Below are 12,571 nucleotides of genomic sequence, written 5' to 3'. Positions count from 1 at the left end.
GGTGTGTGTGAATGCCAAGACATGGTAAGAGATATTTAGAAGCAAAAAAAACAATTGATAGAGAAAAATTTTATACATTGGATGAAGCATTAGAAATACTTCCAAAAATAGCAACAGCAAAGTTTGATGAAAGTATAGAATTACATATGGTTTTAGGTATAGATCCAAGAAAAAATGATCAACAGGTTAGAGGAAATATATCTTTACCTCATGGAACAGGAAAAAAGGTTAGAATTTTAGTATTTGCTAAAGGTGATAAAGTAAAAGAGGCTTTAGATGCAGGAGCAGATTATGCAGGTTCTGAGGAATTTATTCAGAAAATACAGGGTGGCTGGACAGATTTTGATATAGCTATAGCGACGCCTGATATGATGAGAGAAATTGGAAGGTTAGGTAAAATATTAGGTCCAAGGGGATTGATGCCTTCTCCAAAATCAGGTACAGTTACAAATGATGTTGCTGATGCAGTAAAGGAATTCAAAGCAGGTAAAATAGAAGTAAGAAATGATAAAACAGGAAATTTACATATAGCAGTAGGTAAAAAATCATTTGATGCTGTAAAATTAAGAGAAAATATAGTAGAAGCTTTACAACAAATAGAAAAAATGAGACCATCTGGAGCAAAAGGAAAGTTTATAAGGAAAGTTTCATTAGCTCCAACAATGGGTCCTGGATTGAAATTAAACGTTTCTGAATTTTTAACTGAAAAGTAACGGTACTTGTGTTATAATACTCACGTAAATATGTACTGAAGACAGCAGGTAATATATAATGTGGTGGAAACCCGCCTGCCGAGGTACGCTGAAGATAAAACAATAATGTTTTAGTCTTTCTGCGGTCCTCGGGACCGCAGATTTTTTTAGAGGAGGTGTGAGTCGGTGTTGACAAGAGCGCAAAAGGCTGAGTTGTTAAAAGAATTAGAAACTGTATTCAAAGAATCTTCAATTATTACCTTTGTTGATTTTAAAGGTATGACAGTTGCTCAATCAAATGCATTTAGAGGTGAATTATACAAAAAGTTCGAAGATAAAGTCATATTTAAAATCACAAGAAATGCTTTGATAAAAACTGCAATAAAAAACGCAGGGTTAAACTTAGAAGATTTTGAGAAATATTTAGAAGGAAACACAGCTTTACTTTACACTAAAGAAGCTGATCCAATTGAGACATTAAAAGTTTTAGTGGAATTTAAAAAGAAAAATAAGTTAGATGTTCCAGTTATTAAAGCTGGAATTTTAGAAGGTAAAATCTTTTCTTCAGAAGAAGCAGAAGAATTGGCAAAATTACCATCAAAAGAACAGTTGTTGGCTATGTTGGTGGGCGGCTTAAATGCTCCTATATCTGGTTTGGTTGGTGCATTAGGCGGAATATTAAGAAAATTCTTATATGCGTTGAATGCTATAAAAGAAGAGAAAGAAAAACAATAATACTTAAATAATTTCAGGAGGTGTATTTAAATGACAAGAGAAGAATTAATTCAAGCAATTAAAGAAATGACAGTAGCAGAATTAGCAGAATTAGTAAAAGCTTTAGAAGATGAATTTGGAGTATCAGCAGCAGCACCAGTTGCAGTTGCAGCAGCACCAGTTGCCGGAGCAGCTCCAGCAGCAGAAGAAAAAGATTCATTTGATGTTGTATTAAAGAGCTTTGGTGCAAAGAAAATAAATGTAATTAAAGTTGTTAGAGAAATAACAGGATTAGGATTAAAAGAAGCTAAAGACTTAGTGGAAAAAGCAGGTACTCCAGATGCTGTTATAAAAGAAGGAGCAGCAAAAGATGAAGCAGAAGAATTAAAGAAAAAATTAGAAGCAGCTGGCGCAGAAGTAGAATTGAAGTAATTTCTTAAAGAAATATAAACTTTTATATGATATAATTTACCCGCATCAGACTATAGTCTGATGCGGTATTGTTTTGCTAATAAAAAATTAGGAAGACGAGGTGATTCTTTGTGAACACCCGAGTGTTAAAGGTGGGAAAAAGAGAAAGGCATTTTTTTGGCAAAGTTAAAGAAAATTTGACGCTTTTTCATGATTTATTGGAAATTCAGCTTAATTCGTTTGAATGGTTTGTAAAAGAGGGAGTAAAAGAAGTATTAGACAAGTATTCGCCAATTACGGTGGAATTAAAAGGTAAAAGGAAAAGTAAGATTTCGCTTGAGTTTACTGAAGTTTGGACAGAAGATCCGCTTTTTGAGGAAATGGAATGTAAAGAAAAAGGTCTTTCTTATACAGTTCCATTGAAGGCTAAAATCAGAATAACAGATCATAGTACTGGGGAGATAATAGAACCCAGTGATTCGTTATTTTTTGGAAATATACCAAAAATAACTGATAGAAGTACATTTATAATAAATGGTGCAGAAAGAGTTGTTGTTAACCAGCTTGTCAGGTCACCGGGTGTATATTTTGTAAGTGAAGAACAAAAAAGTGTTAAACAAACAAGACCTTATTTTGTTGCCCACTTTTTACCTGTTAAGGGTGCATGGTTAGAAATAATATATAATCCCAATCCGGGTAAGGATTTCTTACAAATAAGAATAGATAGAAAAAGAAAATTCAATTTCTTCTTATTTTTGAGAGCGCTTGGATATGATTCGGATTTAGCAATATTAGATTTATATCCGCAAAAAATTAATTTAAATTATGATTTAACAGAATACCTTGAAAAAAATATAACAATACTTTCTGATATTGCTGTACCTGAAAGTTCTGAATTGTATAAAGAAAATAAAACATACAGAGGTATTCGTTTAACAGATAAAATCGTTGATGAATTGATTGATTTAGGAATTTCAGAAATTACTGTCGCTCATATTGTTGCGCAGAATACCTTAGACCTGTTCAAAAAATCATATGAAACAGAAGATTCAATATTGGCTCCAGAAGAGGCTTATAAAGAATTATTTAAAAAATTAAGACCTGGTGAAATTCCAAGAGTAAACATTGCTACTGATTATATAAATAATTTATACTTTAATCCTAATACGTTTGATTTTTCGATGATTGGAAGAAAGAAAATAGTTAATAGAATGGAAGATGTTTATAAAAAATATTTGATAGATGTTGAAAAGAAAAATGTCGAAAAAGGTGAAGATGTAGAATATCCTCATAAAGATGAAAAGACTTTAACAAAACTCGATTTAATATTAGCTTCAAGACATTTGTTAGAAATGAAAGAGAATCCGGAATTACTCGATACCAGAGATCATCTTGGGAATAAAAGAGTTAGATCTGTTGGGGAATTAATGCAAATAGAATTTGAAAGATCATTTTCTAAAATGCTCCCAATACTAAATGAAAAATTAAGCGTTATACCAAATATTCAAAAATTGACACCTAATTCTTTAATAAATTCCAGAGCTATAATGACAACCATAAATCAATTTTTTGCAACCAGTCAATTATCACAGTTTATGGATCAGGTAAATCCATTATCTGAATTAACTCATAAAAGAAGATTATCAGCTATTGGGCCAGGCGGATTAAAAAGGGAACATGCAAAATTTGAGGTTCGTGATGTTCATCATTCGCATTATGGAAGGATGTGTCCTATCGAAACACCAGAAGGAGCTAATATAGGTTTGATTACCTCATTAGCAATACTTGCCAGAGTTGATGAGTTTGGTTTTCTGGAAACTCCTTATTATAGGGTAAAAGAAGGTAAGGTTTTATATGATAAAGGTGTTTATTGGTTAACTGCAGATCAAGAAGAAGAAAAGATTATTGCACCAGCATCTGTAGAAATAGATGAAAATGGAATAATAAAATCAGAATATGTTGAAATCCGACATGCGGGAAAGGTTACATATGTTCATAGAGAAGATGTTGAATTTATTGCTGTTACCCCAAAACAAATTGTTTCAGTTTCAACATCATTGATACCGTTCCTTGAACACGATGATGCTAACCGTGCTTTAATGGGGTCAAACATGCAAAGGCAAGCAGTTCCTTTGATGATTACAGAAGCTCCATATGTAGGTACTGGAGTGGAATGGCTTGCAGCAAGAGATTCGGGTTATGTAATCAAGGCGAAACATAGAGGAAAGGTATCATATATTGATGGTAAAACAATAATTATAGATAGAATAGATGAAAATGGAAAAGAAATAGTTGATAATTATGGGAATCCTGTTCAAGATAAATATACATTATGGAAATTTATCAGATCAAATCAGGATACGACAATAAATCAAAGGCCTATAGTTGAAATGAATGAAATAGTGGAAAAAGGCGCCCCAATTGCCGATGGGCCAGCGATTGATATGGGAGAGTTAGCTTTAGGTAAAAATATTTTAGTAGCATTTATGCCATGGGAAGGATATAATTTTGAAGATGCTATACTTGTAAATGAAGAACTACTTGAAAGGGATACATTTACTTCTTTACACATAGAAGTTTATGAAACAAAAGCTATGGATACACAGCTTGGACCGGAAGAAATTACAGCAGATATTCCAAATGTAAAAAAAGAATCTTTAAGAAATCTAGATGAACATGGTATTGTTAGAGTAGGAGCATATGTTACCTCAGGAGATATTTTAGTAGGTAAGGTTACTCCAAGAGGAGAATCAGAAACATCGCCAGAAGAAAAATTAATAAGATCAGTATTTGGAGATAGAGGTAAAGATGTTAAAGATACTTCATTAACAGTTCCACATGGTATTGAAGGAAGAGTTATAGATGTAAAAGTATATACAAGAAAAGATATTCCAGATCTTGAAACAGGTGTAAATCAATATGTAAAAGTATATATTGCTTCGAAGAAAACATTGAATGTTGGAGATAAATTAGCAGGAAGGCATGGAAATAAGGGAGTTATTTCAAATATTTTAAGGAAAGAAGATATGCCGTTTTTGCCAAATGGAAAACCAATTGAAATGATACTGAGTCCGTTAGGTGTTCCATCACGTATGAATCTTGGACAGGTATTGGAAATGCATCTTGGATGGCTGGCAAAACTCACAGGGAGACATTTTGCAACTCCTATTTTTGATGGTGCAAAAGAAAAAGAAATAATGAAAGCATTATATGAAGCAAGGAAAAATAATAGAATGGATGAGCTGGATGAAGTGCGTAAAGAATATGGACTTGACCTTGGAGATGCTCCAGAGATAGAAAGTGGAAAAATAGTATTAAGAGATGGAAGAACAGGAGAACCTTTCGACTATCCAATTGCTATTGGATATATGTATATGCTTAGATTGGTTCATATTGCAAAGGATAAAATGCATGCTCGTTCAACGGGTCCGTATTCATTAATTCACCAACAACCACTTGGAGGTAAAGCTCATTTTGGTGGTCAAAGATTTGGTGAAATGGAAGTTTGGGCTTTAGAAGCTTATGGTGCTGCTCATACATTAACAGAAATGCTAACATATAAATCTGATGATATAAAAGGTAGAAATGAAGTTTATAAAGCAATATTAAATGGTAAAAATCTTCCAGATCCTGGAATTCCAGAGAGTTTTAAGGTTTTAGTTAAGGAATTACAGGGATTAATGTTAGATGTTCGTTTGTTTGATGAGGACGGTAACGAATTAGATGTTGATAAATTATAAATTCCCCTCAAGGAGGGTAAAGCATGGGTAAAATGACATCATCATTTAAAAGGAAAATTGCAAAGATTAAAGTGGGAATAGCTTCTCCAGAAAGAATTAGAGAATGGTCAAGTGGAGAAGTAAAAAAACCGGAAACTATTAATCACAGAACATTTAAACCAGAAAGAGACGGCCTTTTCTGTGAAAAGATTTTTGGTCCTGTAAAGGATTATGAATGTACCTGTGGAAGATACAAAGGAAAAAAATATGAAGGAACAGTATGTGAAAGATGTGGGGTAAAAGTAGAATCAAAAGAGTCAAGAAGAAGAAAAATGGGGCATATTGAATTAGCTGCTCCTGTAGTACATATATGGTTTTTAAAATCATCACCTTCTATTTTATCCATACTTTTGAATATATCTGTAAAAGAACTCGAAAACATCATATATTATGGTTCAAAAAGGGTTGTAGAAAAAATCTGGTTAATAACAGATCCAAAAGATTCTGATATGTTCGATTATGGAGATATGCTCCATAATACAGAATATGAAATATTTAAAGAAAAAATGGATTTTGAAGTTGAACAGGCTGTTAAAGTGCTTCATATTAAGGAAAAACCTATTGCCAGAAGAAGTGGTGTTGTAAGTATAGAAACAGAAATGACGCAGGCAAAACATGAAGTAACCTGGATAAAAATTAAAGATGAAAATGGCGTAGAAGAAAAATGGCCTATTTTTGAAGGTTCTACATTATTTGTAGAAGATGGTGATGAAATAGAAGAAGGAACACAATTGGCCGATACATTTTTATATGAGGAAGAAATATTAACTGCAAGTGAATATTTAATTTTTGAACAATTCTATCCATCATCAATAGAAATTGAAAGGGATATAGAAAGAGATACACCAATATTGGTTATTACAGAAATAGATCCTGAAATTGAAAAAGAAATTGGAAAAGGTGTTGGAAATACATTATTACAGGAAGAATATGAAGCATATAAGGAATTATATGATGATAAAATTATTGCTGATTATGGTGGAGAAGCAATAAAAAAATTATTAAGAAATATAGATTTACATTCTTTAAAAATACAATTAGAAGCTGAATTAGCTAAATTAGATAAAAAAAGTGCTAAAGCATTGAAATTAATTAAGAGGTTAAAAGTAGTAAAAGATTTTCTGAAATCAGGGAATAAACCAGAATGGATGATTATTGAAGCATTACCAGTTGTTCCTCCAGATATCAGACCATTAATTCAGATAGATGGTGGAAGATTTGCAGCAACAGATTTAAATGATTTATATAGAAGAGTAATCAACAGAAATAATAGACTTCAAAAATTATTTGAAATTGAAGCACCGGAAATTATTATAAGAAATGAAAAAAGAATCTTACAGCAGGCTGTGGATTCGTTAATATATAACGGTCGTGTTGGAAAGGCCATGACAGATAGAAGTGGAAGGCCATTAAGATCATTAACAGATTTGATTAAAGGTAAAAAAGGAAGATTTAGAAGAAATCTGCTTGGAAAACGTGTTGACTATTCTGGAAGGGCTGTTATTGTAGTTGGTCCAGAACTTAAAATCCATGAATGTGGTCTTCCGAAAAAAATGGCAATGGAATTATTTAAACCATTTGTATTGAATAAATTATTAAAAGATTCAAATGCATCAAGTAAAAATGCCAGAAAATTAAAGAAAACAATTATAGAAAAAGAAATGCCAGAAGCATGGGAAATGCTTGAAGAGGTTATAAAAGGGCATCCCGTAATGTTAAACAGGGCACCAACATTGCATAGAATATCAATTCAAGCATTTATTCCAAAATTAATTGAAGGTAATTCAATACAATTACACCCACTGGTATGTCCTCCATTTAATGCAGACTTTGATGGAGACCAGATGGCTGTGCATGTTCCATTATCCAATATAGCTCAGGCAGAAGCAAAATTCTTAATGTTATCAAGATATAACATAATATCTCCAGCAAATGGAAAGCCAATATCAATGCCTGGTAAAGACATGATAGCAGGAGTATATTATTTAACAACAGTTGATAAAAAGTATTTTGATTCAAAGAAGATTCCTTCAACTCCAAAGGAAATATCAAATAAAAATACCATAAAATATATTTTTGCTGATGAGTTTCAGGCATTTTATGTTCATGAATATGAAAAAATAACAAAACATGAAATAATTGTTGAAAATAATGAATTAAAATGGTCAAAACCGACATTAATACTTCATGAACCTATTGGATTATATTATAATGATAAACTAATAAAAACTACAGTGGGAAGATTAATATTTAAAGAAATACTTCCAGAAAAAATAGGAAGATTTAATCCAGATTTCAATAAAATATACAAAAAGAAAGAAATAAAAAATCTAATATTCGACACATTTAAATATCATGGAATAGATAGAACAGCCGATCTATTAGACGATATCAAATTTTTAGGATTTCATTATGCAACAATATCGGGATTAACTATATCTGTTAGAGATATTGTTGAACCTAAAGAAAGAATAGAAATAATAAAGAAATCAGAAGAAACTGTTATGGAAATAGAAAAATATTATGAAGAAGGATATTTAACAGATGAGCAAAGATATAAAGAAGTTGTTAGAGTGTGGGAAAAGACTATAGCAGCAGTTACAGAAGTTACAAGTAAGGAATTCAAAAAATATCCATTTAATCCTGTATGGATGATGGTTGACTCTGGAGCAAGAGGTAATATAGACCAATTAAAACAACTTGCAGGTATGAGAGGACTTATGGCAGATCCATCAGGTAAGGTTATTGAGTTACCAATTAAGTCAAACTTTAGAAATGGTTTATCTGAGCTGGAATTCTTTATCTCAACACATGGTGCCAGAAAAGGTTCTGCCGACACAGCGCTAAGAACATCAACAGCGGGATACTTAACTCGAAGACTTGTAGATGTTGCTCAATCTATTACAGTAACAGAGCCAGACTGTGGTACGGAAAAAGGCATAGAAGCAAGAGAATTAATAGCAGATGGTTTAAGAATAGAAAAATTAGCTGACTATTTATTCGGTAGAGTTTTGGCATCAGATGTGCTTGATCCAAAAACAGATGAAATCATAATTAATCCAGCAACAGGTAAGAAATATGTAAAAGACGTAATGCTCGATGAAGAAGATGCTGAATTTTTAGCAACATATAAGACAAATATACCTGTTGTAGAGACAAAAGAAAAAGTAAAATTAAACAATATAAATATGTATTTATACAATGTATTAAATGAGGATGTATTAGTTGATGGAGAATTATTATTCTCAAAAGGAACAGAAATAGATACAGATGTAATTAAATCCCTAAAACAACATAATATAAAAGTAGTAAATATAAAAGAATATAAAGCTGTAAATTTTGTTTTTGTTGGAGAAAATTTAAAAATTGAAGATGAAAATGGGAAATTAATAACGCTTGCGAATTATCAAGAAAAAATTGATTCAGATACTGCAAAGAAATTAGAAAAATATAATGTTGAAAAAATTGAAGTTAGGCCTTCAATATATGTAAGATCAATATTAACCTGTGAATCTGAACATGGTGTATGTGCGAAATGTTATGGTATGGATTTATCAAATCATAAAATAGTAAACATTGGAGAATCAGTAGGTATAATTGCAGCACAATCAATTGGAGAGCCTGGAACCCAATTAACCATGAGAACTTTCCATACAGGTGGTATTGCTACAGCAGGAGATATTACTCAGGGTCTTCCAAGAGCAGAGGAATTATTTGAAGCAAGAAAGAATTTAAAAGGTCCAGAAGCAGAATTTTCAACAGTAAAAGGTATAGTTAGAAAAATTGACAGGGATGAAAAAGGAAGATTAGTATTTATCGTTGAAGATTTTAAAGGTGAATTATATACATATATAGCAGATCCAAAGGTTAAACCTACTGTATCCGTTGGCGATAAGGTTGAACCAGGATATAGATTGACATCTGGTAATATAAAACCAAGAAGATTACTTGAAGAACTTGGCGCTGAAGTAACCTTTGATTACTTATTAAAAGAAATTAAAAAGATTTATGCCGAACAAGGTGTTGAAATTCATGACAAACATTTTGAAATAATTATAAAACAAATGTTCAATAAAGTTGAAATAACATATGCTGGAGATACAGAATTTATGCCGAAAGATCTTGTAAATATCAAATCAGTAGAAAGAATAAATAGAAAAATTTATGAAGAAAATAAAAAGATTGAAGAAAATAGACAGGAAGTATTGGGTAAAAAATTATCAGAAAAGATTTCTGTGAAAATAGATGAAGGAAATGAAATAATTGGTGATGTTGGTGATGAAATAAATGAAGAATTATTAAACAGAATTGTTGATATGGGAATAAAAGAAATTGAAGTATTTAAAACAGAACCACAATTGCTTGAAACTGAAGATGGGGAAATTAAATTGGTTGGAGAAAAGAAAGTATACTTAATCAATCCAAAAGAGCCAGCAAGATATGAAAGAAAATTATTGAGAATTACAAAATCATCACTTGAAAGAGAAGGATGGCTGGGAGCAGCATCATTCCAACAAACAGTTCAGGTATTAACAGAAGCGGCTTTAGAAGGAAAAGAAGATTATCTATTAGGATTAAAAGAAAATGTTATTGTTGGTCAGCCAATACCAGCTGGAACAGGATTAAAAGCCTTCTTAGAATCAGAAATATCGATATTTGAATTACCTACATATCCAACAGAAGATACGCAGGAAAGTGCTGCATCATAAATAAATATATATATATATAAATAACCCCCTTGAAGGGGGTTATTATTTTTTTGATTTCAACTATAACAATGTATATTTTAGCGATGATTAAATTAAAATTAAAAATCTGGTATAATTAAATATATAGACCGTCTAAAAAGTTTCAAATGAAACGAAGACTCGAAGATTGCCCTTACACGCTTACAGCGGGTAATTGGAAAAAATAATTTTTATTATATAATTATAAATCCTTTTCCCTTAGATTTTTTATATCTAAAAAATCTAAGCGTAAATGAAAGCCGTCAAAATTACATGGATGTAATGCGCGAAACAATACACGATGTATTGTTTGAGCGACGGCTGAGAATGAATAATTTTAAGGATTAGCAATCAAGCTGTCTGAGTGAATTTGACTTTTTAGACATTCTAAAAATATATAAATATGTATATTTAGGGGGAAGGTTATGAAAGATGGATATATAAAACAAGTTTTAGCTAAGTATGGTCTTGAATATAAAAAAGGGGATATAGTTGAGAAAAAGGATTATGATAGAACAAGCCTCTCAGAGGATAAAATATTGGAAAAATATACAATAGGAGAATCGTTTTTTTTTAGAGATAAAGAGTTGTGGAACTTTTTAAAAGGGTATTTTGAAAAAAAAGAATTATGGAAAATTTTAAGCCTTGGATGTTCGAGAGGAGAAGAAGTATATAATTTTTCTTTTATATTAAATGAAAAAGGGAAAAAATATCAAATTATAGGGATAGACGCTTCAAAAAAAAGAATTGCCGAGGCAAGGCAAGGTATTTATAAATTTTGGAGTGTTAGATTTATGAATGAAAAAGATAAAATAAAATTTTTTAATAAAGAAAAAGAAATTTATTATGTAAAACCAGAATTCAAAAAAAATGTTGAATTTAAAAAGGAGAATATTTTAGAATATTTAAATTCAACGAAAGAGAAATATGACATAATAACTATAAGACGTGTTTTAATATATTTTTCAAATGAAAAAATAAAATATATATTAAATAGAATATATGAATTTTTGGATAATGAAGGAATTCTCATTTTGGGTAATGGAGAGTTTTATCCAGAAATGATGGAATTATATAAAATTTTTTATAATAAAAATTTTACTGTATGGATGAAAAAGACAGATAAAAATTTAGCAGATAATAAAAAAAATTTTCTTGATTATTATGAAAAAAAGGGAAAAAAACTTTTAAAAAAGAATAATAAAGAAAGGTTTTATAAAAAAAGTTTTTATAAAAATAATTCAAAGAAATTTACTGAGAATATAGATAAAGAAAATTATATTGAAATAATTAAAGATTTAATAAATAAAAAAGAATATATGTATGCATATCAATTAATATCAAATATATCAGAAGAATCTATTGATCCTTTAATATTTAAGTATAAAGTTATATTGGAAATAGAACTTAATCTCAATGCAAAAAACACTATTGAAAAAGCATTATTTTTAAATCCGAATGATGAAGAATTATGGAATATAAAAAAGATAATAGATGGGTGAATGATATGGAATTTTATATATGTGAGTTAGAAACTAAAGACAAAGATAAATTTTACATTGCTTTGGAAGATAATATAAAAGGAATATCAAATGAATATATAAAGAAAAATTTAAACAGTAATTTTTTGGGATATGCAAAATATAATAATTACTTGTATCCAGTAGTTACAATTCCGCTGGATATGGAATTTTATTTGAATTATTTTCTAATTTACGATACATATGCATTTGGTGTTACGGCCGTTCTGAACAAAATAAAGATTGAAAACTTCGAAAAATTTAATGATAAGATGTTTGAGTTATATCCAGAATTAAATATATACACAGGATATATAACATATGAAGATAGTACAATATTTATATTTAATATGGAAAATATAAAAAAAAAGATGCCTAATCGTATAATCGTAAAGGAAAAAAAAGAAAAGAAAAAAATAAAACAGAAAAAAACCATTTATTTTTTAATAGACAATAAATTTGTTATAAAGAATGAAGATGTTATAACTATAATAAATAAAAATAATTTTTGTTATTTTAGATTTGATGATTATATAGGATTTATAGAATATAAAAATCAAGTTTATCCTGTTAAAGAAATTGATGATAAAGGTGATTGGATCTTATTGATAAAAGATAAAGGATATTTATTTAAAAGAATAAATCAAATTTATGGAAAAGTAATAGAAGATACAGAGAAACAATTTTTTAAATCAAATAATTTAATTTTACCTATTTTGGAGTGAAAA

General features: G+C 30.0%; 7 protein-coding genes and 1 other annotated feature. All 7 genes read left to right on the top strand.

Features of this window, described 5'->3' with window-relative positions:
- The first annotated feature begins 11 nt into the window (after positions 1–11).
- The 7 genes from rplA (at position 12) to XO12_RS05190 (ending at position 12,568) form a co-directional block, all read left to right on the top strand.
- Positions 12–713, top strand: a complete 702-nt coding sequence (gene rplA, locus XO12_RS05220) for a 50S ribosomal protein L1 (protein WP_175419803.1) — start codon at positions 12–14, stop codon at positions 711–713.
- Between the two features lie 17 nt (positions 714–730).
- Positions 731–869: a sequence feature (ribosomal protein L10 leader region), on the top strand.
- 9 nt (positions 870–878) lie between these two features.
- The gene (gene rplJ / locus XO12_RS05215; RefSeq protein ID WP_047266364.1) at positions 879–1,427 is read left to right on the top strand and encodes a 50S ribosomal protein L10; all 549 of its coding nucleotides are present in this window, start codon (positions 879–881) and stop codon (positions 1,425–1,427) included.
- A 30-nt stretch (positions 1,428–1,457) separates the two neighbouring features.
- Positions 1,458–1,838 (top strand): 50S ribosomal protein L7/L12, encoded by a 381-nt coding sequence (gene rplL, locus XO12_RS05210; RefSeq protein ID WP_047266365.1) that lies wholly within the window; start codon positions 1,458–1,460, stop codon positions 1,836–1,838.
- A gap of 110 nt (positions 1,839–1,948) precedes the next feature.
- Complete coding sequence (locus XO12_RS05205; RefSeq protein ID WP_175419802.1) at positions 1,949–5,557, top strand: DNA-directed RNA polymerase subunit beta; 3,609 nt, start codon at positions 1,949–1,951, stop codon at positions 5,555–5,557.
- Between the two features lie 32 nt (positions 5,558–5,589).
- A complete protein-coding gene (locus tag XO12_RS05200; RefSeq protein ID WP_368493428.1) occupies positions 5,590–10,305 on the top strand; it encodes a DNA-directed RNA polymerase subunit beta' in 4,716 nt (1,571 codons plus the stop codon).
- A gap of 443 nt (positions 10,306–10,748) precedes the next feature.
- The gene (locus XO12_RS05195; protein WP_175419800.1) at positions 10,749–11,825 is read left to right on the top strand and encodes a CheR family methyltransferase; all 1,077 of its coding nucleotides are present in this window, start codon (positions 10,749–10,751) and stop codon (positions 11,823–11,825) included.
- Positions 11,795–12,568 (top strand): hypothetical protein, encoded by a 774-nt coding sequence (locus tag XO12_RS05190; protein ID WP_175419799.1) that lies wholly within the window; start codon positions 11,795–11,797, stop codon positions 12,566–12,568. Before XO12_RS05195 ends, XO12_RS05190 begins: the two co-directional genes overlap by 31 nt.
- Positions 12,569–12,571: the final 3 nt, after the last annotated feature.

This window comes from Marinitoga sp. 1154 (assembly GCF_013363285.1).
GTDB lineage: Bacteria > Thermotogota > Thermotogae > Petrotogales > Petrotogaceae > Marinitoga.
This window is presented reverse-complemented; position numbering and strand designations above follow the sequence as displayed.

Bases quoted from the DNA above. Each gene is read 5' to 3' on its own strand.
- rplA (WP_175419803.1), top strand. From the start codon at position 12: ATGCCAAGACATGGTAAGAGATATTTAGAAGCAAAAAAAACAATTGAT.
- XO12_RS05195 (WP_175419800.1), top strand. From the start codon at position 10,749: ATGAAAGATGGATATATAAAACAAGTTTTAGCTAAGTATGGTCTTGAA.
- rplL (WP_047266365.1), top strand. From the start codon at position 1,458: ATGACAAGAGAAGAATTAATTCAAGCAATTAAAGAAATGACAGTAGCA.
- XO12_RS05190 (WP_175419799.1), top strand. From the start codon at position 11,795: ATGGAATATAAAAAAGATAATAGATGGGTGAATGATATGGAATTTTAT.
- XO12_RS05200 (WP_368493428.1), top strand. From the start codon at position 5,590: ATGACATCATCATTTAAAAGGAAAATTGCAAAGATTAAAGTGGGAATA.